A 21,959-nucleotide genomic window follows, 5' to 3' on the forward strand; every position below is an offset into this window, starting at 1 on the left:
GTCGCGTTGATGTGACGTGATCAGCCGGTTGTGGCAAACACCGGGGCCTTGATACCGTGCTTGTCCATGGCGGCACCGATGCGTGACGCGGCCTTACGCATGTCGTTCAAGCTGTCCAAGGCCAGCACTTCTTGAAGGGTTGTGTCTTCGCGCAGCCAAAGGATGCTGAGGGTTCCGTGAATGCCGGACCGTGACAGGATTGGCACCGCGATTGCCGAGATGTCAGGGCCGGGATCAAACGCGTAGTGAAGAAAATAGTCAGCATCGCGCAGGCCGTAACCGCGCTGGCGTGTTTTCTCAAGTTCCTCGTCCAACCGGGCAGCCTCCACCCACGGGCGGTTTTCCTTGAGATCCTGCAAACGGATGATCTGCACGTGGAAATCCCGCACTTCGCGGCTAGAAAACGCCAGAAACGCACGGCCATGAGCGGAGCGCAGCATTGAGGGTCGAATGCCCAAGGAGGTGCGTCCCGGCGCCATTGGGCCGCGAATGCGGGTGCTTTCCACGATTTCCATCTTTCCCGGCCCTATCAGGGCGCAAAGATCGGACGGAAAGCCAAGCTGTCGGCCTTTCATTTCCAAGAGGATCGGCGCGGCGATTTCCGCCAGAGGGTGCGCGCGGGCGTTGGCGCCAAGCACCTCGCCAAGCGAATGGGCGAGTTCGTAGTGACCTTCGACAATATTGCGACGCACCCATCCGCGATCCTGTAATGTCGCCAGATTGCGCAGCAACGTGGCGTTGCTGAGTCCGGTCGCGGCCCGCAGATCCGCGAGGGTGGACAGTCCGGAATTTGAGAGGTGTTCGACAACCGACAGCCCGCGGTCAAGCGCGCGAATACGCTTTGGTCCTTCGAGGTCTGTCACGCCATCCTCCGGTTCATCTGGTGAACTCCTGAATAGCGCAAGCCAAGTCTGCTTGTCAAAGTGAGGCAACGAATCAGAAAAATGACACTGCGGGATTGCTCCCGCGACGGGGAAATTTGAAATCCATGAACATCCTGTTCATCATGTATGACCAACTGCGTTTCGACTACTTGTCCTGCGCTGGTCATCCGCATCTACACACGCCGAATTTTGATCGGGTCGCGGCCATGGGCGTGCGGTTTTCCAACGCTTATGTGCAATCTCCGGTCTGTGGCGGGTCGCGCATGTGTTTTTACACCGGGCGCTATGCGTCCAGCCATGGTGCGCAGTGGAACGGGTTTCCCTTGCGGGTGGGCGAACAGACGCTTGGCGATCATCTCCGCCGTGAGGGCATGGATTGCTGGCTGATTGGCAAGACACATATGAAGGCGGATGCCGAGGGGATGGCGCGCTTGGGTCTGTCAGCCGATAGCATGATCGGCGCGCGGCAGGCAGAATGCGGCTTTGACGCTTGGGTGCGCGATGACGGGCTGTGGGGCTACGGACCGGACGGTTTTTATGACGAAAAACGCTCGCCCTATAACGAATACTTGAAATCCAAAGGCTATGAGAGCGAGAACCCCTGGGCGGATTTTGCCAACTCTGGCGTTGAGGGCGATGAGATTGCTTCGGGCTGGATTTTCCGCAACGCCGACAAGGCGGCCAACATCCGAGAAGAAGATAGCGAGACGCCTTGGCTCACCACCAAGACAATCGAGTTCACCGAACAAGAACACGCGCGGCCGTGGTTGGCGCATGTCAGTTTCATCAAACCGCATTGGCCGTATATCGTGCCCGCGCCGTATCACGACATGTACGGGGCGAACCACGTGCCTGCCGCCGTGCGCCACGATGTCGAGCGCGAGGACGCGCATCCGGTGTTTGACGCCTATCAGGGCAACAAGATCGCCCAGGCGTTTCAGCGCGATGAGGTGCGCCAAAAGGTGATCCCTGCCTATATGGGTCTGATCAAGCAATGCGACGATCAACTGGGCAGGCTGTTGGATCACCTGGAAGCGACGGATCAGTTGAGCAGCACCATGATCGTGCTGACGTCCGATCATGGCGACTACCTTGGCGATCATTGGTTGGGTGAGAAAGATCTGTTCCATGAGCCATCGGTCAAGGTGCCGATGATCATCTATGATCCGCGCGCGCAAGCGGATGCGAGCCGTGGCAGCACGTGCGATGCGCTGGTCGAATCCATCGATCTGGCCGCGACATTTGTCGAGGCGGCGGGCGGCAAAGTGCCGGACCATATCATCGAGGGTCGGTCGCTGATGCCGTGGTTGCGGGGCGAAACTCCGAACTGGCGCGAGTATGCTATCAGCGAGTTTGACTATTCCGCCACGCCGCAGGCCATGAAGTTGGGGTTGGAGCCGCGCGATGCACGGCTGTTCATGGTGTTTGATGGTCGCTTCAAGTTGATGCATGCCGAAGGCGGGTTCCGCCCGATGCTGTTTGATCTGGACGAGGACCCCGAGGAATTTCACGATTTGGCCAAGGGCGATGCGCATGAGGCCGAGATCGACAGACTTTACGCCCATTTGGCGGAGTGGGGCCGACGGATGAGCCAGAGGGTGACCCGTTCGGATGACGACATCCGCGCGATGCGCGGCCGTTCCATGCGACGGGGCATTTTGCCCTTTCTGGTTGACGGCACAGAAGTCGATGAAGAGCTCTTGTCCAAATATCGGGGTAAGGCGAAGCAGAGGTACACACCGCAATGACAGCCCATCCTGATCTGATCGCGCAAGGCGAGCAAACCCGCAAAGACATCATTGCGCTGGCGCCGGGTATCTGGACCGCTGTCGGCTATGCAGCATCGACCGTGCATATGATCGAAGGTGCCGACAGCGTCACTATCATTGACACAACCGAGACCACGAAGGCGGCGGAGAATATCTTCGCCGAGTTTCGCAAGCTGACAAACAAACCGGTAGGGCGGATCATCCTGACACACAGCCATCGGGACCATATTTCTGGCGCAAGCGTGTTTGCGGAAGGGCGCGACGTTCCGGTGATTGCGTCGCATCTGTTCAAATCCGATCTGGTGGATGTGGACGAGAGCGCGATCGCCGCTAACAAAGCGTTGATGCGACGCACCATGATGCAATTTGGTATCGGGCTGGCACCTGAGCAGCGCATCAGTCTGGGAGTTGGCCCAGGAGATCGTCCGATGGAAGGCATGGGGGCAGGCTTTATCGCGCCCACGCAGTTGATTTCGCAGGATTGCGAGATTGATCTGGACGGAGTTGCCGCGCGTCTGGTGCATGCGCCGGGTGAGACGGACGACCATCTGGTGGTCTGGTTGCCAGATCTGAAAATCCTGTTTTCGGGGGACAACTGGTATCACGCCTTTCCAAACCTCTACGCCATTCGCGGCACGCCGTACCGCGATTTTCAGGCTTGGGCCGACAGCCTGACGCTGATGGCAGACCTTGGGGCCGAGACGATGGCGCCCGGCCATACGCGTCCGGTTGTGGGGGCGGAAAACGTGGTTGATGTGCTCACATCAACCCGCGACGCAATCCTGTACGTGATGCGCGCCACTGCCGACGGTATGAATGCAGGTCAGTCGCTGGATGACATCTGTGCGGCGATGGCCTTGCCTGCCGAGATCGCGGACAAGCCGTGGCTGAAAGAGTTTTACGGCAAGGCTACGTGGTCGGCGCGGGCTTTTGCGACAGGCACTTTGGGGTGGTATGATGGCAACCCGACCCACCTTGGCACGCTGTCCAGCGCGACGCGGGCAGGCCATGTGGCAGAGCTGGCAGGTGGCGTTGAGGCCTTGATGGCCAAAGCACGAGACACCGGCGACATGCAATGGCGGTTGGAGCTCTGTGATCACCTGATCGCGCTGGGCGCACCCGCAGAAACGCTCAAGGCCGACACGATGGAAGCACTTGCCGAAGTCGAAATCAACGCGACCGCGCGCAACACGTATTTTTGGGGTGCAAAACAACTGCGTGACAAGATTGAGGGCCAAGGATGAGTCATCCGATCCATGTTCCGGGTTTCCACAAAAAGGTCGCAGATGTTGCGTCGTTCCTGTTTGTGCTGCTGATCCTGATCTTTGCGGCATCGGGGCCAATCAGCGATTTGGTTCGCTGGGTGATTGAGACAACCACGCCGGGGTTTGACGAGCTGTCGCGTCGCGATCAGCGGCTGTTGCTCAAGACCCATTGGCTGGGCGCGGCATATCGCACGATCGAGCAATCGCTCCTAACCCCGACAGGGATGATATTGGGTCTGCCGTTGGCGTTTGGGTTCGTGATCATGTCGCTGACCATGCACAAAACCGCGTGGATCAACTGGACGCTGGCTGGCGTCTCAATTGTGGTGTTTGCGTTCTGGATTTCAAACCTGTTTGCCATCGATGGCGGGCTGTTGCCCACGGCGCGAACCATTGATTACGTGCTGTTTCCGCTGATCACAGCGATCACGCTTTATATGACGTGGCGCATCTATGGCACGTTCATTGTCGGGTTCTGTCTGTTCTGGGTGATCTACTTCTTTATGCGTGGCTATTTGCCCGAATGGACCGGAATTTTTGCGGGATCCGAAAGCACATTTGCACAAAGTATGCGTTCGATGGTGCTGAATTTCTGGACACAGACCGGCGGCATGTTTGGCCAGCCGATCCAAGTGGTGTCGGGCAATGTGTTGATCTTTATCGTCTTTGGGTCCGTTCTGATGGCGAGCGGCGCAGGAGATTTGTTGATGAAGGTCGCCAACCGGCTGACCGGTGGTTTGACCGGCGGTGCAGCGCACGCGGCGGTGGCGTCTTCCGCACTGTTTGGCACCCTGTCGGGCGCGGCGATTTCCAACGTTGTCTCAACCGGTGTGATGACAATTCCGGTGATCAAACGCTCTGGTTTCAAACCAGCGTTTGCCGCGGCCGTCGAGGCGGCGGCTTCAACTGGCGGGCAAGTGATGCCGCCGGTGATGGGGGTCGTGGCCTTCTTTGTCGCAGGCCAAATCGGGCTGGAGTATCGCTATATCGTCATCGCGGCGATTATCCCTGCGGCTTTCTATTACCTTGGCACCTTTATGACGGTCTATTTCGAGGCCCGCCGCCAAGGTGTTGGACCGCTGCCCAAAGATCAGCGGCCAAAGCTGAGCCGACCGGATCTGGTGCAATGCCTGGTGTTTGTCGTACCGATTTTTGTGCTGAGCTACTTCCTGTTTGCACAGCCATCAGTGCCCAAAGCCGGTTTCTTTGGTTTTGTAGCCGCGATCCTGAGTGCGCTGATCCTGTTTCCATCCTTTCGGGACCGCAAAAAAGTGTATCGGGCCTTTGTCGAAGGCGGCCGGATGTCTGCCTCGATCATTTTGATTGTTGCTGCGATCGGTCTGATTGTCGGCCTGATTCAAGTGTCCGGTTTTTCCGGGCGGCTGTCGCTGTTGCTGGCGCAATTGTCACAAGGACCGCTGTTTTTGACTCTTGTTGTGGTCGCGCTGGGCTCTATCGTTTTGGGCATGGGGCTGCCGCCGGGGGCGACCTATTTCATCATCGTGATTGCGCTGTCCTCGGGCATCGATGCGGTTGGTGTGGCGCCTTTGACGCTGCACCTGTTCGTGGTGTTCTTCGCGGTTATTTCCACGGTGACGCCACCTGTGGCGCTGGCCGCATTTGCCGCAGCGCCAATTGCGGGCGCGGATCCGGTGCGCACGGGATTTCAGGCCGCGCGGCTGTCGCTAGCGGGGTTCCTGATCCCATTTGTTTTCGTCTATCACCCCGCGATCCTGTACAAACTTCAGGTCATGTTTGCGTGGTTCGGAGAGGAACTGCCGCAATCGCGCGCCATGATCGATATCACCACTGTCACATGGTTTGACCTTGGATGGATCGTGCTGGCCATGACCATTGCCCTTTGGCTTTTGACCTCAGCCCTGACGGGATTTGAGAAAAACCGCCTGAACCCTGTGGAAAGGGTTTTGCGCGCGGCTGTTGGTCTGCTGCTGCTTGTGCCTAAGGTGGCCATTGCCGGACCGGCGCTGATTGCAGCCATCGCATTGATCGTTGTGCATCGTTTCTTGAAAGGCGATCCGTCGCCGATTGACGCGGTGCCGAAAGACTACGCATTAAATCAGGGAGGATAATCATGCGTACTACAATCCTAGCGGCGACTGCCGCGATGGCCCTCGCGGTCGCACCGCTTCAGGCCGAAGAGGAAACGTTGAAAATGGCCACGATCGCGCCCAGCCTGAGCGCCGCGATCACCATGGCCACGTTCGCCAACATCGTGAATGACCACGTCGAAGGCACCGAGATCGAAGTGTCCGGCGGTGGCGCGGCAACGCTTCATATGGTCGAAGTGGCGCGCGGCAACCTTGATCTGTCGATGACCAGCCCGGTTGTTTACAACCTGATGTCCAGCGGCAAGGCGATGTATGCCAAGACGCCCGAAGCACCGGAGCTGGCCAAGAACCTCAAGCTCTTGATGTGGTATCCTTACGGCGCTTATCACTTCACCGTACGGGCAGACAGCGACATCAAAACGCTGGATGATCTTGAAGGCTCGACCGTCTTCTTGGGGCCAACTGGCGGCGGAGCCTATAATGGCGCCAAAGGCTGGATCGCGTCCACAACCGGACTTGTTGCCGGTGAGGATTATGAGGCGATCAAAGCCAATTGGCAGACTGGCTTCCAAGCCTTTATGGACGGCAAAATCGACGTCTACGTCACCGGCTGTCTTGATCCTTGTGGTCAGTTTATTCAGATCACAGAAACCGTGGAAATCCGTTTCCTTGCGCCGGAAAGCCATGAAGGCGAGGCGGTAGAAAAGTTTCTGGGCAAGTTCCGCGCACGTGAAGATATCCCTGCCGGACTTTATGATGGCCAGACGAATGATGGCCCTGTCACGTCTTGGGGTACGCATGTCGGCGTCGGTGTAAGGGCCGATCTGGATGAAGACACGGTTTATAATATCACCAAGGCCTTCTGGGACAACGTCGGGCAGGTGTCGTCTGATGCACCCTGGGCCAAGCGGCTGAGCGTAAACGAAGCAGCGTTGAAACTGGGCATGATGGAGTTGCACCCAGGAGCGGCGCGTTATTACCGCGAAGTTGGTGTGATCGACTAAATCAAATTCCGGCGCTGGTCATCACCGGCGCCGGGTTGCTCGGTTAACGACGTCAAAGATCCCGTTGGGGATTCAAATCACATCCAAATACGTGAGGCCTTGACCCATGCGCGTTGCATTGACGGGAGGCGCCACCGGTATCGGCGCGCAAGTGGCAGAAAAACTCAGGGCTGGCGGTCATGAGGTGACGGCGTTTGATATTTCCGAGCCCACGGCGGCGGTTGATCGCTGGATACAGACCGACCTCAGCGATCCGGCGTCGATTGCGGCTGCGATTGCCGAGGCGACAGGACCTTTTGATGCGCTTATCAACAACGCGGGTTTGCCCCCGCGAGAAGGTTTGGAAGAGAAGATCTTGCAGGTGAACTATTTCGGATTGAAGGCCTTTCTGGATGGCATGCTCGACAAGCTTGCCCCTGGTGCGGCGATCGTCAACACAGCCTCGCGGGCAGGGGCGATGTGGCGTCAAAATTTGGATGAAGTCAAAGCCCTAATGGCACTTAGCCCAGGTGAAGTATCGGAGTTCATGGCCGACCGTTCGATGGGGGCGACCCGCGCCTACAACCTGTCAAAAGAGGCGGTGATTGTGCTGACCATGGCCGAAACCGAGACCATGATAGCGCGTGGGATCAGAATGAATTCGGTCAGCCCTGCGGCTGTTAGCACCGGCATCCTTGATGATTTTGTTGCCGCTTTTGGTGAAAAGGTTGCGCAAAACATTGCCCGCGTTGGGCGGCCGGGGCTGCCGGAGGAAGTGGCTGACGTGATCCTGTTTCTTATCAGCCCACAGAGCAATTGGCTGCGCGGCACGGATATCGTGATTGACGGCGGCATGGGCGCTTTGGCGCAAACCGATATGCTTGGTTTAAAGTGAACCGCGCATAACAGTGTTTCGACCCGATCAGGCCTGACTGGACGCGCAATTGTTTGGACGCAGGAAAAAACAATCAGCCAGTTCGTGACCTGTGCGCGGTAATGACTTAAGCTCTTTGAAAACAAAATGTGGGCATAAGATCCACATCCGACAAAGAGGTATAGCAGCCGTGCAGGATTTTTTTGCGAATTATCTGGACTATGTCCGGGGTTTCTTGGGGTCGATTTTTAACCCAAAACAGCGGATTTTTGTGCTGTATCTGGCGACGTCGATGATCTTCGCCTTTGGGGTTTACCTTGCCGCGCGCAAGGCGAAGAAATCGGAGGCCGCATCATTTCTGGGGTTTCTGTTTCCCAAGTCGGTCTGGAGCCATCCGTCAGCCTGGCTGGATGTGCGATACTTCTTCTTTCACAAATTGATTGGGCATTTCCTGCTGTTGGGCGTTCCGGCGGCGGCGCTAACTTATGTTTTTAAGGGGGTCACCGGTTCGCATCTGACCCAACTGCCGGCCACGGTTGATGGCGGCGTGGGGCTGGGCATTGTGCTGATCTATATGTTTGTCACTGTTTTGGTGGGCGATTTGATTGGTTATATCGTGCACTTTTTACAGCATAAGGTTCCGATCCTGTGGGAATTTCACAAGGTGCACCATTCTGCGGAGGTGATGCATCCACTGTCCAACTACCGTGAGCATCCAGTCGACAACCTGTTTTACTTGCTGGCGATTGGCGTCGGGTATGGGGTGATCACAGGTGTCACGTATAACTTGATTGGTGTGTTGCCAAGCAAGATCACGATCATCGGCGTTCCGGTTTTGATGTTTTTCTTCAATATATTGGCCTACAATCTGCGGCACAGCCACATCTGGCTGCGCTGGCCGGGAAACTGGTCCAAAGTCTTTCCGTCGCCGGCGCATCACCACGTGCACCACAGCTGCCATCCCGATCATTGCGACAAGAATTTCGCGTTTATGTTTCCGATGTGGGACGTGATTTTTGGCACCTACACCATGCCCGAAGACAATCGGGATGTGAAATTTGGTGTGCTGGGTATGAAGTCGATGGAGATGGACAGCGTCTGGAAGCTTTATGCGATGCCGTTTGCCAAGGCTGGCCGCAGGCTTAAGCGGGGGGGCGCGCAGAAGAAACCGCGCACTCCAGCAGAGTAAGAGCCTAGCCCGAGGGCTTCGCGGGGCCAGGCCGTTGATGATTGTCGTGGGTCAGGCGACGGCTTCTTCTTCAGCCGAAAGGGTCGCGTAATAGCGGCGTACCGCTGCTCGGCGACGAAGAATGACGAAGGCGACCATCCCCAGCAAAGCGAAGACGCCGCCGATAAGGGCCAATAAGCTGTATCCACGTGCGCGGTCGATCATTTGCGCTTCGTTCATGTCGGGCGTTACGGGCACCTCGGCTGCGATATCGCCTTCGTTTTGAGCCTGCAAAAGCTGAAGACCGGTGAGTGTAAAGTAGTCGTCGGAAAGACACTCATTTGGGGCAAGCACATAGCCTTTGGAGGTCACCCAAACTCCCTGTCCCAAGAGGCTGCGACCTTGGGCCAGATGACACAGATCCAAGGCGGCACCGTTCATGTCGGTCAGGCCGGTTTTATCCACAAATGTCAGGGATTTGGAGGTCCCAAAAGTAGGGGTGTTCTGAGCCAGGGCCTGTGTTGGACCGGTGACGGCAAAGAAAATTGTCAACAAAAACAGTCCGAACGCGCGCATAGATGCCTCCAATTGATGAATGTGTCCTGCGACCGGAAGCCGGAGAACTGGGACCAAGCATTTGCGACAAACTGGCAGGGCTCTGTGTGTTGGCTGAGGCGGGATCGTGAAAAAAGAAAGGCGGGCCAAAATGACCCGCCTTTTCAAGAATATACCGACTGGGTCAGCTGTGGATTGCGCCGTCACCACAGGCCAGTGCCGCTTCGCGTACGGCCTCGGAGAACGTTGGGTGGGCGTGGCAGGTCAGGGCAATGTCCTGCGCCGATGCGCCAAATTCCATGCCGACGCAGATCTCGTGGATCAGATCACCAGCGCCGGGGCCAATGATCGCGGCGCCAAGAATACGGTCAGTTTCTTTGTCCACGATCAGTTTCACAAAGCCTTCGCCCTGGTGCACAGCTTTGGCGCGGCCGTTGCCCATGAACATGAACTTGCCGACTTTGATCTTGCGACCTTCGGCTTTCAGGGTTGCTTCGGTGGCGCCGACAGTGGCCACCTCAGGCGTGGTGTAGACCACTCCGGGGATCACGCCGTAGTTCACGTGGCCATGTTTGCCTGCGAGAACTTCGGCCACTGCCATGCCTTCGTCTTCGGCTTTGTGGGCCAACATCGGCCCTTCAATCACGTCGCCGATGGCGTAGATGCCGGGCACGTTCGTGGCCCATTTGGCGTCCGTGGCGATCTGGCCGCGCTCGGTCAGTTTCACACCCAATGCGTCAAGGCCAAGGCCCTCGGCATACGGTTTGCGGCCTGTGGCAACCAGCACAACGTCTGCGTCCAGAACCTCTTCGGTGTCCGGCGCTTTCTTGGTGGCGTATTTGACTTTGGCCTTGGTTTTGGTGGTTTCAACACCAGACACTGCCGCGCCCATAACGAACTTAAGGCCTTGTTTTTCAAGGATACGCTTGAAGGTGCGCTGCACGTCAGCGTCCATACCCGGCGTGATGGCATCCATGTATTCCACGACCGTTACGTCAGTGCCAAGACGCGCGTAGACCGAGCCAAGCTCGAGGCCGATTACGCCCGCGCCGATCACGGCCATCTTCTTGGGCACTTTGGGCAGTTCCAGCGCGCCGGTGCTGTCCACGACGATGCCTTTGTCGTTGTCGACCTCAACGCCGGGCAGAGATGACGGCACGGAGCCCGAGGCAATCACGATGTTCTTGGTTGCGTGGACGTCATCGCCCACTTTGACCTGACCGGCGGCAGGGATAGACGCCCAGCCTTTGAGCACGGTGATCTTGTTCTTTTTCATCAGGAAATCGACGCCGGATGTGTTCTGGCTGACCACGTCCTGCTTGTAGGATTTCATCTGGTTCCAGTCGACCGACTGGGTTTTGCCCTTCAGGCCCATAGACGCAAAGTTGTGCTCCGCTTCGTGCAGCATGTGGGTCGCGTGCAAGAGCGCCTTGGACGGGATACAGCCGATGTTGAGGCAGGTGCCGCCGAGCGTGTCGCGGCCTTCGACGATGGCCGTCTTGAGGCCCAGTTGGGCGCAGCGGATTGCGGATACATAGCCGCCGGGGCCAGCGCCGATAATGATGACGTCATATTGGGACATGGGTCATTTCCTTTGATTGAAGACGCGAAATCTGGGGTCTGCATTGCGTCGGTATTACGTCGGTTTTGCGGTGGTGTCGAATTCTTGCGGTTTCGTGGCTGAGTGTGACCCGCGCGGCTGTGCCGCGCAGCGCCCAACCGCCCCCAACGGGCGGGCGCTTCTCGCCCACCCTGCGGTCGGGCGCCGTCGGAGATTTGAACGGAAATGGTTCATTCTTCCTGCACCGCAAATTGCGCCGCGAGACCGCGATGGATGTGCAGGTGAATTGCCAAAAACAGGAATGACAGAAGGTTGAGCCCGATAAGGAAAGACCCAATGTTGGCAAGTTGTCCTCGCTCAAGAACGAGAATGAGGACCGTATACAGCGGTCCAGCGACCGCGACGGCGAAGAAAGCAAACGAGATTTTGAGCGTAGAGGTAGCGCCATTTGCCGTCCTAATTAAGAAGAGCAGAGTGATTGCTATCAGCGGCAAAAGAGGCAAGGCCGTGAATATGAGGTTTTGCGCCAGCCACCCTTCAGCCGAGGACAGGGCGGTCCAGATCAAACAAGACACTTGAGCGGCCAGAAGTATAGCCGCCCAAGATATCGCCTTGATTTGGACCTGAGTCAAAACGCCACTCTCAGATCACAGATCCATCAACAAACGACGCGGATCTTCCAGCGCTTCTTTCACGCGCACGAGGAAGGTCACGGCGCCTTTGCCGTCGACAATGCGGTGGTCATAGCTGAGCGCCAGATACATCATCGGGCGGATCACAACTTCGCCGTTGATCGCCATTGGACGGTCCTGAATTTTGTGCATGCCAAGGATGCCGGATTGTGGCGGGTTCAGGATCGGCGAGGACATCAGCGAGCCATAGACACCGCCGTTAGACAGCGTGAACGTGCCGCCCTGCATTTCGGCCATCGAGAGTTTGCCGTCGCGGGCGCGGCGGCCTTTCTCGGAGATCGCTTTTTCGATCTCGGCAAATGACATGCTGTCGGCATCGCGGATCACTGGCACCACAAGACCGGTGGGCGTGCCAGCAGCAACACCCATGTGTACGAAGTTTTTGTAGACGATGTCTGTGCCGTCGATTTCGGCGTTGACCTCGGGCACTTCTTTCAGCGCATGCACGCAGGCCTTGGTGAAGAAGGACATAAAGCCCAGACGCACGCCGTGTTTCTTTTCAAACTCGCCTTTGTATTGGTTGCGCAGCGCCATGACCTCGCCCATGTCGACCTCGTTGTAGGTGGTCAGCATGGCGGCGGTGTTCTGGCTTTCTTTCAGACGCTTGGCGATGGTCTGACGCAGACGGGTCATTTTCACCCGCTCTTCGCGGGACGCATCGTCGGCAGAAACCGGTGCGCGGGGAGCCACAGCGGCGGCAGGTGCCGGGGCTGCGGCTGGGGCCAGTGCGGCTTTCATCACGTCTTCTTTCATGATGCGGCCATCGCGGCCTGTGCCGGTGATAGCAGCTGCATCGATGCCTTTCTCCGCCATCATCTTGTTGGCAGAAGGTGCGTTCTCGACATCTGCGGACGCCGCAAGTGCCACAGCGGCCGCAGGTGCAGCAGCCGGGGCGGCGCTTGCGGTGGCGCCGCCGATCACGGCGAGTTTGGCAGAGGCGTCCACCGTGGTGCCTTCGGGCGCGACGATCTCGGACAACACGCCAGCCGCAGGAGCGGGCACTTCGACGGAGACTTTGTCGGTTTCCAGCTCACAGAGCATTTCGTCTTGTGCGACGGTATCACCGACGGCTTTGAACCAAGTCGAAACGGTGGCTTCGGTCACGGATTCACCAAGAGTTGGCACCATAACGTCAACAGCGTCGCCGCCGGAGGCTGCGGGGGCTGCGGCGGGGGCTTTTGCGGCGGCTGGAGCTGGTGCGGCGCCTTCGCCTGCGTTGATCACAGCCAGCAAGGCATCGACGCCCACCGTGTCGCCTTCGGCGGCAACGATCTCGCCCAAAACGCCAGCGGTGGAAGCGGGGACTTCAACGGTCACTTTGTCGGTTTCCAGCTCGCAGAGCATTTCGTCGACAGCAACCGCATCTCCGGGTTTTTTGAACCATGTGGCGACGGTGGCTTCGGTGACGCTTTCGCCAAGGGTGGGGACTCGTACTTCGGTCATGGATCAGTTTCCTTCCATGGAGAGCGCGGCATTCACCAGCGCTGCTTGTTGGGCTTTGTGTTGGCTTGCGAGACCGGTTGCAGGCGACGCCGAAGCGACGCGGCCAGCATAGACCGGACGGGTGTGTTTGGCTTTGATGCGCGTGAGGGCCCATTCGATGTTGGGTTCGATAAATGACCAGGCACCCTGGTTCTTGGGCTCTTCCTGACACCAGACCATCTCGGCGTTTTTGAAGCGTTCCAGTTCCTTGATCAGCGAGTGCGCCGGGAACGGGTAATATTGCTCAATCCGCATCAGGTAGACATCGTCGGTGCCGCGTGCGTCCCGTTCTTCGAGCAGGTCGTAGTAGACTTTGCCCGAACACATCACGACCCGTTTGATGTCTTTGTCTTTTTTCAACTTGGTGTCGGAGTGGCCTTTCTGGGCGTCATCCCACAGCACGCGGTGGAAAGACGATCCATCAACGAAGTCCTCGGCCTCCGAGATCGCCAATTTGTGGCGCAGAAGAGACTTTGGTGTCATCAGGACCAGCGGCTTGCGGAAGGTGCGGTGCAGCTGGCGGCGCAGGATGTGGAAGTAGTTGGCGGGTGTGGTGCAATTCGCCACGATCCAGTTGTCGCCGCCACACATCTGCAAGAAGCGTTCCAGACGCGCCGAGGAGTGTTCGGGGCCTTGGCCTTCGTAGCCGTGCGGCAGCAGAACCGTCAGGCCCGACATGCGCAGCCATTTGCTTTCACCCGAGCTGATGAACTGATCGAACATGATCTGTGCACCGTTGGCAAAGTCACCAAACTGCGCTTCCCACAATGTCAGCGCGTTGGGTTCGGCCAGCGAGAAGCCGTATTCAAACCCAAGCACGGCGTATTCTGACAGCGCGCTGTCGATGACTTCGTATTGGCTTTGGCCAGGACGGATGTTGTTGAGCGGGTAGTAACGCTCTTCGGTGTCTTGGTTGATGATGCCGGAGTGACGCTGAGAGAAGGTTCCGCGTGTGGCGTCCTGCCCTGACAGGCGTACTGGATAGCCCTCGGCCAGCAGAGAGCCAAAGGCCATGGCCTCGGCGGTTGCCCAGTCAAATCCGGTGCCGGTTTCAAACATCTTGCCACGGGTGCCCAGCAGGCGGCCGATGGTTTTGTGAACCGGGAAGCCTTCGGGAACAGTTGACAGCGCTGTGCCGATTTCGGCCAGCGTTTCGGGTTTGATCGAAGTCTGGCCGCGATCGTAGTCGTCTTTCTGTTTGTCCAGATGCGACCACCGCCCGTCCAGCCAATCGGCCTTGTTGGGTTTGAAATCTTTGCCGACTTCGAACTCTTCGTTCAGGTGCGCTTGGAACGACGCCTTCATGTCCTCGATTTCGCCTTCGGGGATCAGGCCGTCTTTGACCAGGCGTTCAGTATAAAGTGTCAGCGTGGTCTTATGCTTTTTGATGTTCTTGTACATCACCGGGTTGGTGAACATGGGCTCGTCGCCCTCGTTGTGACCAAAACGGCGGTAGCAGAACATGTCGATGACCACGTCTTTGCCGAACTTCTGGCGGAACTCGGTGGCGACTTTGGCGGCGTGTACCACGGCCTCGGGGTCGTCACCGTTGACATGGAAAATCGGCGCCTCGACCACCAGCGCGTTGTCGGTTGGATAGGGCGAGGAGCGCGAGAAATGCGGCGCAGTTGTAAAGCCGATCTGGTTGTTCACCACGATGTGCATGGTGCCGCCGGTTTTGTGGCCACGCAGGCCTGAGAGCGCGAAGCATTCTGCCACAACGCCCTGACCGGCAAAGGCCGCATCGCCGTGCAGCAGGATCGGCATGACCGAGGTGCGGCTGTCGTCGTTGCGCTGATCTTGCTTGGCGCGCACTTTGCCGAGCACCACAGGGTTCACCGCCTCAAGGTGCGAGGGGTTCGCGGTCAGCGACAGGTGCACGGTGTTGCCGTCAAATTCGCGGTCCGAGCTGGCGCCGAGGTGGTATTTCACGTCGCCCGAGCCGTCGACATCTTCGGGTTTGAAGCTGCCGCCCTGAAACTCGTTGAAGATCGCACGGTAGGGTTTGGCCATCACGTTGGCGAGCACCGACAGGCGGCCACGGTGGGGCATGCCGATGACGATTTCGCCAACACCGAGGCTGCCGCCGCGTTTTATCACCTGCTCCATCGCCGGAATGAGGCTTTCGCCGCCGTCCAGACCAAAGCGTTTGGTGCCCATGTATTTCACATGAAGGAATTTCTCGAACCCTTCGGCTTCGACCAGCTTGTTGAGGATCGCCTTGCGGCCCTCGCGGGTGAAGCGGATTTCCTTGTCGTAGCCTTCGATGCGTTCTTTCAGCCAGCCCGCTTCTTCGGGGTTGGAGATGTGCATGTATTGCAGCGCGAAGGTGCCGCAATAGGTGCGCTTCACGATGTCCATGATCTGGCGCATCGTGGCGATGTCCAGTCCGAGAACCTTGTCGATAAAGATCGGGCGATCCATGTCGGCATCGGTGAAGCCGTAAGATTTCGGGTCCAGCTCTGGATGCGGGGTCTGATCGCGCATGCCTAGCGGATCAAGGTCGGCAACCAAATGACCGCGAATACGGTAGGCGCGGATGATCATCAGCGCGCGGATGCTGTCGAGCACCGCGCGTTTGATCGCCTCGTCAGAGACCTCGACGCCTTTCTCGGCGGCTTTCTCTTTGATCTTTTTGCCAGCGGCCTTGGCTTCGACAGGTTCCACCCATTCACCGGTCAGCGACTGGGTTAGATCGTCCGTAGGCTGTGGCGGCCAGTCGGCGCGCGCCCAGCTGGGGCCAGCGGCCTCGGCTTTGACGTCGAGTTCCGCATCGCCAAGCTGGCGGAAGAACTCTTGCCAAGCCGCGTCGACCGCATTGGGGTCGGCAGCATAGCGGGCATACATCTGTTCGAGGTATTCCGCATTGTGCCCCTGCATGAAGGAGGAGGCGTGGAAGATGTCGTTTGGCGACTGGTCGGTCATGATGGCACCTCATGTGGGTTGGGACCGTATTTGTTGGGGCCGGGTTGGGAGGGTCGGGTGAGCCAGTAGATCACGAGACCCACCAAACCGAAGAAAGAGAAGAACACCGTAAGTCCGACAGGCACGGTGGTCGGGACATTGACGCGGCCTGTTTCCGACATTTGAGTCATGAACTCGGTCAAGCCGGTATGGGCGACGGTCACGGCAAAAATCAGCGCAATCCAAGCCAGCCATGGCAAGAAACCGAAGTAGCCGGGTTTGCCTATGTCGTGCAGCCGCCGCCATGAGACCGCGAGCCAAGGCAACAGGCAGGCAAGTCCAAAAATGTTGCCGAACAGGCCGCTGTTGTAATGCGTCGTAGTCTTAAGCGGGTTGCCTGCCGGTTGACCGTCGGGACCAAGCGCGTAAGTTGTCGTGACGATTGGACCATTGATCATTGAGTTAACAATAATACAGATCACCATGCCCAATACGATGAACCAGATGAACTGCCAGAAATCACGTTTCGGCGCGCGACCTGAGAAATGCAGCGCGTTTTTGAAACAGTGCAGAGTGTTTTGAAGCAGCGTCATTACAGGTTTTCCTCCCGGCACCAGCAGATGGCGCCTGACCCTTTGCAGGTCAGGCGCTGCCGAATGGTGATATGCCGGACGGCAGGCATTTAGCCGATCGCTTTGAGCACAGCTTCGCCAAGACCGGCGGGGCTGTCGGCAACCACGATGCCAGCTTCTTTCATCGCGGCGATCTTGTCATCTGCGCCACCTTTGCCACCGGCAACAATTGCGCCAGCGTGGCCCATGCGACGGCCGGGAGGGGCCGTGCGACCAGCGATAAAGCCAGCAGTTGGTTTCCAACGGCCTTTCTTGCGCTCGTTGGCGAGGAAGTCAGCCGCTTCTTCTTCTGCGGAGCCACCGATTTCACCGATCATGATGATCGACTGGGTTTCTTCGTCGTCAAGGAACATGTCGAGGATGTCGATGTGTTCGGTGCCTTTGATGGGGTCACCGCCGATGCCCACAGCTGTGGATTGGCCCAGACCGATGTCGGCTGTCTGTTTGACGGCCTCATATGTCAGGGTGCCGGAGCGGGACACAACACCAACCGAGCCACGTTTGTGGATGTGGCCGGGCATGATGCCGATTTTGCACGCATCCGGCGTGATCACGCCGGGGCAGTTGGGGCCGATCAGGCGGCTTGCGCTGCCTTGCAGGGCACGCTCAACCTTCATCATGTCCAGCACAGGAATGCCTTCGGTGATGCAGATGATCAGTTCCATTTCAGCGTCAATCGCTTCGAGGATCGAGTCTGCCGCGAAGGGGGGCGGCACATAGATCACAGAGGCGTTGGCTTCGGTTGTCGCCTTGGCTTCGTGCACCGAGTTGAAGACGGGCAGGCCAAGGTGGTCGATGCCGCCTTTGCCGGGTGTGACGCCGCCAACCATTTTGGTGCCATATGCGATGGCTTGTTCAGAGTGGAAGGTGCCCTGAGAGCCGGTGAAGCCCTGACAGATGACCTTGGTGTTTTCGTCTACGAGGATAGCCATTTGGCGTTCTCCTGATTTGTTTTGCGCAGATTGGCGCTCATGATACTTCAGAGGCGATTACCGCCCCGCCAAGTTTTTTTCCTTCGGCGCGACCGCGATGCGAATGATGTAGTCGGATAACTTCAAACCGGTTTGAGGTGTTTTCTTGCACGTAAACAGAGTCAATTTTCGCGCGTCGAAAAGACTTTTCTATTTCAGTTACTGCATCTTCCCATCTGTTAAACAGGCCGAGGTCTCGGTAAAGATTGCCGGATTGCCTGAAGAGAGTCGCGGAAACTGGTCCTGTTTTTAAACCACACACGTCTCGCATCTGGTGAGCGAAAATCGTGTCCATTTGCGAGGGGTCATTTAGTTTTTGTTCTTTCATAAGAATAACAGCCACAGCGACCACCGCAAAAATAACAACCGCGATTAACTCTCCAGGTCCCATAGCCTTAGCCCTTAACCGCTTTCACGATTTTTTCAGCACCGTCAGACAGGTTGTCCGCCGCGATTACGTCAAGGCCGGAGTTGTTGATGATGGCTTTGCCTTCTTCAACGTTCGTGCCTTCTAGACGTACAACCAGCGGCACCTGCAGGCCGACTTCTTTCACAGCAGCGACAACGCCCTCTGCGATCACGTCACAGCGCATGATGCCGCCGAAGATGTTCACGAGGATGCCTTTGACGTTTGGATCAGAGGTGATGATCTTGAACGCCTCGGTGACTTTCTCTTTGGTGGCGCCGCCGCCGACATCGAGGAAGTTGGCAGGTTCAGCACCGTAGAGTTTGATGATGTCCATGGTGGCCATTGCGAGGCCAGCACCGTTCACCATGCAGCCGATTTCACCGTCCAGAGCGATGTAGTTGAGGTCATACTTGGAGGCCTCAAGCTCTTTGGAGTCTTCTTCGGTTTCGTCACGCAACTCAGCCACGGCGGGCTGGCGGTACATGGCGTTGCCGTCAAACGCGACTTTGGCGTCGAGCACTTTCAGATCGCCGGAGCCTTCCAGAACGATCAACGGGTTGATCTCCAGCATCTCCATGTCACGCTCGATGAACGCTTGGTAGAGCTGACCCATCAGTTTCACACATTGTTTGACCTGCGCGCCTTTGAGGCCGAGGGAGAATGCAATGCGGCGACCGTGGTAGGCTTGGTAGCCTGTGGCCGGATCGACGGAAAAGGACAGGATTTTCTCAGGCGTGGCTTCGGCCACTTCTTCGATGTCCATGCCGCCTTCGGTGGAGCAGACAAACGAAACGCGCGATGTGGCGCGGTCTACCAGCAGAGCGAGGTAGAGTTCGTTTTCAATGTCTGAGCCATCTTCGATGTAGATGCGGTTGACCTGTTTGCCAGGCGCGCCGGTCTGGTGGGTCACAAGCGTGCGGCCCAGCATCTTTTTGGCTTCTTCAGCGGCTTCTTCAACCGAGAAGGCAAGGCGGACACCGCCCTTTTCGCCTGCGTCGGCTTCTTTGAAGGAGCCTTTGCCGCGGCCACCAGCGTGGATTTGAGCCTTAACAACCCAAAGTGGGCCGTCAAGTTCACCAGCTGCGGATTTGGCGTCTTCTGCTTTGAGAACTACGCGACCTTCGGACACCGGGGCGCCGTAGGAGCGAAGCAGGGCTTTCGCCTGATATTCGTGGATGTTCATGGAACTGTCCCATCTTGCTGCGATTAGAGGAGTTTTGGCACAGGTTCCAAAGGATAATATAGCAATTTTTGCGATGTTAGCGCATTTTTTTGGATTTGTGATCACAGTCTAAAAAAGTGTGATCACAAATGTAGGGCAGTCAGCGGTTTCTTGGTTTCCGCTTGGTAAACAAAGCCTGTCGGGCTCGATAGTTTTTGGCCCAATTCGGAATCGCCAAAACGCCGAGCCGCTGCTTCTAGGTTTGATAGATCGCCGACAGAGGGCTATCCGCTTGGGCTTCGCGGGTGAAGGCAGCATCGGCCGGCGACAGAAGGTCAAACCGGGCCTGACGCGCAGCAGCGGCGTAGTCGGTTCCGGAGCTTTGGCGGCGGGCAAAGCCACGGGCGTCGTTGCCGGGAAGTTCGGTTCGAGGCGGAAGTGCAACACCAATCTTGGCAAGAGTGCCGGTCGGGTCGCTTGCGAGATCTTCGTAGCGGATCAAGCTGCTGTTGGGATATTGGGACAAAAGGTTAGAATATGCATTTGCTTTTGCAGCTTGGAGGTGGGGCAAATTTGGCAAAATGCGCCGTTCAAGGCTGTCACGGCCGACGCAAAGCCATTCCTGCCGGATGAATTTCGAAAAGTCGCGCGGAACGGGGTTCAGGGCATGAAACGGGTTGCGGTGCATAGACCGAAGCCAGACCGCTGGGTGGCGCAAAATAATGAGAACAGCGGGGGTGAATTCTTCGAGAAACTGCTTGAGGAATGCGGCATCGGGGGCCGCATGTTTCCAGCCGCCAGTTTGAGGCAGGTCCCGAAGATGCCAGTCATCCAGTGTAGCCTCATGCGCGGCTTTGTAGACGAGGGGCGCGGTCCAAGGACGACGATACAGAGGCATGTCGCGCTGACGCAAGAGAGGTGTTGAGGGGAACAATTTGAGGTTTGGTACTTGCGTCAGCAGACCGGTCAACAAATTGGTGCCGGAATTGCGTTCGCCAAGCAGCTTTAGGCCGTTGGTGGTATCGATTGGGCGGAAAAGACCATTCATGCCCTGGCGTTCCTGTTGAATTTTTCGGTGTCAGAAAGATGCGCATGTGCAGGTGTGTAGTACAACTAAAAAAGCCCGCCGTACTGGCGGGCTTTTTCGGCTATTTATAAACTGTAGCTTATGTAAGCGAGCCGTCGATGCCTTTGCACGCATCAACAAGACCCTGAACGGCCTTAACGGAAACGTCGAACATCTCTTGCTCTTCTTTGTTGAGCTTGATGTTGACGATTTTCTCGATGCCGCCGGCGCCGATCACGGTCGGCACGCCCACATACATGTCTTTCACGCCCAGATCGCCGTCACAGTAGGCGGCACAAGGCAGAACGCGTTTTTGGTCCTTGAGGAAGGCTTCGGCCATCTCGATTGCAGAAGCAGCAGGTGCGTAAAACGCCGAGCCGGTTTTCAGCAGGCCAACGATTTCGGCGCCGCCGTCACGGGTGCGCTGAACCATGGCGTCAAGTTTTTCCTGTGTGGTCCAACCCATGTCGATCAGGTCAGGCAATGGGATACCAGCAACGGTGGAATAACGCACCGAAGGCACCATGGTGTCGCCGTGGCCACCCAGAACGAAGGCTGTCACGTCGCGCATGGAGACGTTGAATTCTTCTGCCAAGAAGTGACGGAAGCGCGCGCTGTCAAGAACGCCAGCCATGCCGCAAACCATGTGTGCGGGCAGACCGGAGAATTTCTGCAAAGCCCAAACCATCGCGTCCAGCGGATTGGTGATGCAGATCACAAACGCGTTCGGCGCGTGGGCAGCGATGCCTTCGCCAACGGATTTCATAACCTTGAGGTTGATGCCCAGAAGGTCATCACGGCTCATGCCGGGTTTGCGCGCAACACCAGCGGTCACGATGCAGACGTCGGCGCCAGCGATACCAGCGTAGTCCGAAGTGCCGGACATGGCGGCGTCGATTTTCTCAACGGGGCCGGATTCCGCGATGTCGAGCGCTTTGCCCTGGGGCAGGCCGTCTGCGATGTCAAAGAGAACTACGTCGCCGAGTTCTTTGAGAGCGGCGAGGTGAGCGAGCGTGCCGCCGATGTTACCTGCGCCAATGAGGGCGATCTTGGGTCGTGCCATGGGATCAGTCTCCGGTCCGTTTGAATTGTCGCGGGTGGCTTAAGGCGAAATTGGCGTTGACGCAAGGGTTTGCAGGAGCAGCGAGGCTTCCCGTCGCACCTTGGGCCGTCGATTCAAATTTAAATGTTCGATTTCAGAGCTCGCTTGCATTGTCGTCTCGGCAAGGGATAAAGTTGAGCGAAATTTATTCCGGAAAATGAGGACAGACGAATATGAACTCTGCTGCAAAAACGCTTATGGTTCTGGCTCTTGCGGGGATGACATTGTCAGCTTGCGGCAATGGCGGCAATACCACCAACGAGGTATCGACCCAGACATTGGGGCAAGAACTGGCAGACCTTGAAAGAGCCTATGCTGGCGGGTTGCTGACCGAAAAAGAATATAACGAACAGCGCAAAAAACTTTTGAAAAAGTGATGTTGTCTCCTCCAATGGCGCGGCTTTCTGGGTT

The 21,959-nt window shown here is 57.4% G+C and carries 19 protein-coding genes; 7 read left to right on the top strand and 12 right to left on the bottom strand.

Features of this window, described 5'->3' with window-relative positions; genetic code table 11:
- Positions 1–20 precede the first annotated feature (20 nt).
- Positions 21–863, bottom strand: a complete 843-nt coding sequence (locus SHIM_RS11550; protein WP_054002787.1) for a helix-turn-helix domain-containing protein — start codon at positions 861–863, stop codon at positions 21–23.
- A gap of 125 nt (positions 864–988) precedes the next feature.
- Between SHIM_RS11550 and SHIM_RS11555 the strand changes: the two genes are divergently transcribed.
- The 6 genes from SHIM_RS11555 (at position 989) to SHIM_RS11580 (ending at position 9,033) form a co-directional block, all read left to right on the top strand.
- Entirely contained in the window at positions 989–2,632 is a 1,644-nt protein-coding gene (locus SHIM_RS11555; protein ID WP_054002788.1) for a sulfatase-like hydrolase/transferase, read from the top strand.
- Positions 2,629–3,897: an alkyl/aryl-sulfatase gene (locus tag SHIM_RS11560; protein ID WP_054002789.1), complete on the top strand. Its 1,269-nt coding sequence runs from the start codon at positions 2,629–2,631 to the stop codon at positions 3,895–3,897. Before SHIM_RS11555 ends, SHIM_RS11560 begins: the two co-directional genes overlap by 4 nt.
- Entirely contained in the window at positions 3,894–6,008 is a 2,115-nt protein-coding gene (locus SHIM_RS11565) for a TRAP transporter permease (protein WP_054002790.1), read from the top strand. Before SHIM_RS11560 ends, SHIM_RS11565 begins: the two co-directional genes overlap by 4 nt.
- A 2-nt stretch (positions 6,009–6,010) precedes the next feature.
- Complete coding sequence (locus SHIM_RS11570) at positions 6,011–6,991, top strand: TAXI family TRAP transporter solute-binding subunit (RefSeq protein ID WP_082358372.1); 981 nt, start codon at positions 6,011–6,013, stop codon at positions 6,989–6,991.
- A gap of 106 nt (positions 6,992–7,097) precedes the next feature.
- On the top strand, positions 7,098–7,865 hold the full coding sequence (locus tag SHIM_RS11575; RefSeq protein ID WP_054002792.1) for an SDR family oxidoreductase: 768 nt from the start codon (positions 7,098–7,100) through the stop codon (positions 7,863–7,865).
- A gap of 169 nt (positions 7,866–8,034) precedes the next feature.
- Positions 8,035–9,033 carry a sterol desaturase family protein gene (locus SHIM_RS11580; RefSeq protein ID WP_054002793.1) on the top strand — a complete coding sequence of 333 codons (999 nt, stop codon included), beginning with the start codon at positions 8,035–8,037 and terminating at the stop codon, positions 9,031–9,033.
- 51 nt (positions 9,034–9,084) lie between these two features.
- On the opposite strand, the gene SHIM_RS11585 is transcribed toward SHIM_RS11580, so the two are convergent.
- The 11 genes from SHIM_RS11585 to mdh form a co-directional block, all read right to left on the bottom strand.
- Positions 9,085–9,588 (bottom strand): hypothetical protein, encoded by a 504-nt coding sequence (locus SHIM_RS11585; RefSeq protein ID WP_054002794.1) that lies wholly within the window; start codon positions 9,586–9,588, stop codon positions 9,085–9,087.
- 163 nt (positions 9,589–9,751) lie between these two features.
- The gene (gene lpdA, locus SHIM_RS11590) at positions 9,752–11,149 is read right to left on the bottom strand and encodes a dihydrolipoyl dehydrogenase (RefSeq protein WP_054002795.1); all 1,398 of its coding nucleotides are present in this window, start codon (positions 11,147–11,149) and stop codon (positions 9,752–9,754) included.
- A gap of 209 nt (positions 11,150–11,358) precedes the next feature.
- Positions 11,359–11,694 carry a hypothetical protein gene (locus tag SHIM_RS11595; protein ID WP_152926529.1) on the bottom strand — a complete coding sequence of 112 codons (336 nt, stop codon included), beginning with the start codon at positions 11,692–11,694 and terminating at the stop codon, positions 11,359–11,361.
- 81 nt (positions 11,695–11,775) lie between these two features.
- A complete protein-coding gene (gene odhB, locus SHIM_RS11600; RefSeq protein WP_054002797.1) occupies positions 11,776–13,263 on the bottom strand; it encodes a 2-oxoglutarate dehydrogenase complex dihydrolipoyllysine-residue succinyltransferase in 1,488 nt (495 codons plus the stop codon).
- A 3-nt stretch (positions 13,264–13,266) separates the two neighbouring features.
- On the bottom strand, positions 13,267–16,227 hold the full coding sequence (locus tag SHIM_RS11605; protein ID WP_054002798.1) for a 2-oxoglutarate dehydrogenase E1 component: 2,961 nt from the start codon (positions 16,225–16,227) through the stop codon (positions 13,267–13,269).
- Positions 16,224–16,799, bottom strand: a complete 576-nt coding sequence (locus tag SHIM_RS11610; protein WP_054002799.1) for a DUF805 domain-containing protein — start codon at positions 16,797–16,799, stop codon at positions 16,224–16,226. The genes SHIM_RS11605 and SHIM_RS11610 overlap by 4 nt, the downstream gene beginning before the upstream one ends.
- 89 nt (positions 16,800–16,888) lie before the next feature.
- The gene (gene sucD / locus SHIM_RS11615; RefSeq protein ID WP_054002800.1) at positions 16,889–17,770 is read right to left on the bottom strand and encodes a succinate--CoA ligase subunit alpha; all 882 of its coding nucleotides are present in this window, start codon (positions 17,768–17,770) and stop codon (positions 16,889–16,891) included.
- 37 nt (positions 17,771–17,807) lie between these two features.
- The gene (locus tag SHIM_RS11620) at positions 17,808–18,200 is read right to left on the bottom strand and encodes a hypothetical protein (RefSeq protein WP_054002801.1); all 393 of its coding nucleotides are present in this window, start codon (positions 18,198–18,200) and stop codon (positions 17,808–17,810) included.
- A 4-nt stretch (positions 18,201–18,204) separates the two neighbouring features.
- Positions 18,205–19,401, bottom strand: a complete 1,197-nt coding sequence (sucC, locus tag SHIM_RS11625) for an ADP-forming succinate--CoA ligase subunit beta (protein WP_054002802.1) — start codon at positions 19,399–19,401, stop codon at positions 18,205–18,207.
- A gap of 235 nt (positions 19,402–19,636) precedes the next feature.
- On the bottom strand, positions 19,637–20,428 hold the full coding sequence (locus tag SHIM_RS11630; protein ID WP_054002803.1) for a sulfotransferase family protein: 792 nt from the start codon (positions 20,426–20,428) through the stop codon (positions 19,637–19,639).
- A 118-nt stretch (positions 20,429–20,546) separates the two neighbouring features.
- Positions 20,547–21,509: a malate dehydrogenase gene (gene mdh / locus SHIM_RS11635; RefSeq protein ID WP_054002804.1), complete on the bottom strand. Its 963-nt coding sequence runs from the start codon at positions 21,507–21,509 to the stop codon at positions 20,547–20,549.
- A 212-nt stretch (positions 21,510–21,721) separates the two neighbouring features.
- On the opposite strand from mdh, the gene SHIM_RS11640 reads away from it, so the two are divergent.
- Positions 21,722–21,925: a hypothetical protein gene (locus SHIM_RS11640; protein WP_054002805.1), complete on the top strand. Its 204-nt coding sequence runs from the start codon at positions 21,722–21,724 to the stop codon at positions 21,923–21,925.
- Positions 21,926–21,959: the final 34 nt, after the last annotated feature.

This window comes from Shimia sp. SK013, assembly GCF_001292625.1.
Lineage (GTDB): Bacteria > Pseudomonadota > Alphaproteobacteria > Rhodobacterales > Rhodobacteraceae > Shimia.

Bases quoted from the DNA above. Each gene is read 5' to 3' on its own strand.
- SHIM_RS11555 (WP_054002788.1), top strand. From the start codon at position 989: ATGAACATCCTGTTCATCATGTATGACCAACTGCGTTTCGACTACTTG.
- SHIM_RS11560 (WP_054002789.1), top strand. From the start codon at position 2,629: ATGACAGCCCATCCTGATCTGATCGCGCAAGGCGAGCAAACCCGCAAA.
- SHIM_RS11565 (WP_054002790.1), top strand. From the start codon at position 3,894: ATGAGTCATCCGATCCATGTTCCGGGTTTCCACAAAAAGGTCGCAGAT.
- SHIM_RS11570 (WP_082358372.1), top strand. From the start codon at position 6,011: ATGCGTACTACAATCCTAGCGGCGACTGCCGCGATGGCCCTCGCGGTC.
- SHIM_RS11575 (WP_054002792.1), top strand. From the start codon at position 7,098: ATGCGCGTTGCATTGACGGGAGGCGCCACCGGTATCGGCGCGCAAGTG.
- SHIM_RS11585 (WP_054002794.1), bottom strand. From the start codon at position 9,588: ATGCGCGCGTTCGGACTGTTTTTGTTGACAATTTTCTTTGCCGTCACC.
- lpdA (WP_054002795.1), bottom strand. From the start codon at position 11,149: ATGTCCCAATATGACGTCATCATTATCGGCGCTGGCCCCGGCGGCTAT.
- odhB (WP_054002797.1), bottom strand. From the start codon at position 13,263: ATGACCGAAGTACGAGTCCCCACCCTTGGCGAAAGCGTCACCGAAGCC.
- SHIM_RS11605 (WP_054002798.1), bottom strand. From the start codon at position 16,227: ATGACCGACCAGTCGCCAAACGACATCTTCCACGCCTCCTCCTTCATG.
- SHIM_RS11610 (WP_054002799.1), bottom strand. From the start codon at position 16,799: ATGACGCTGCTTCAAAACACTCTGCACTGTTTCAAAAACGCGCTGCAT.
- sucD (WP_054002800.1), bottom strand. From the start codon at position 17,770: ATGGCTATCCTCGTAGACGAAAACACCAAGGTCATCTGTCAGGGCTTC.
- SHIM_RS11620 (WP_054002801.1), bottom strand. From the start codon at position 18,200: ATGGGACCTGGAGAGTTAATCGCGGTTGTTATTTTTGCGGTGGTCGCT.
- sucC (WP_054002802.1), bottom strand. From the start codon at position 19,401: ATGAACATCCACGAATATCAGGCGAAAGCCCTGCTTCGCTCCTACGGC.
- SHIM_RS11630 (WP_054002803.1), bottom strand. From the start codon at position 20,428: ATGAATGGTCTTTTCCGCCCAATCGATACCACCAACGGCCTAAAGCTG.
- mdh (WP_054002804.1), bottom strand. From the start codon at position 21,509: ATGGCACGACCCAAGATCGCCCTCATTGGCGCAGGTAACATCGGCGGC.
- SHIM_RS11640 (WP_054002805.1), top strand. From the start codon at position 21,722: ATGAACTCTGCTGCAAAAACGCTTATGGTTCTGGCTCTTGCGGGGATG.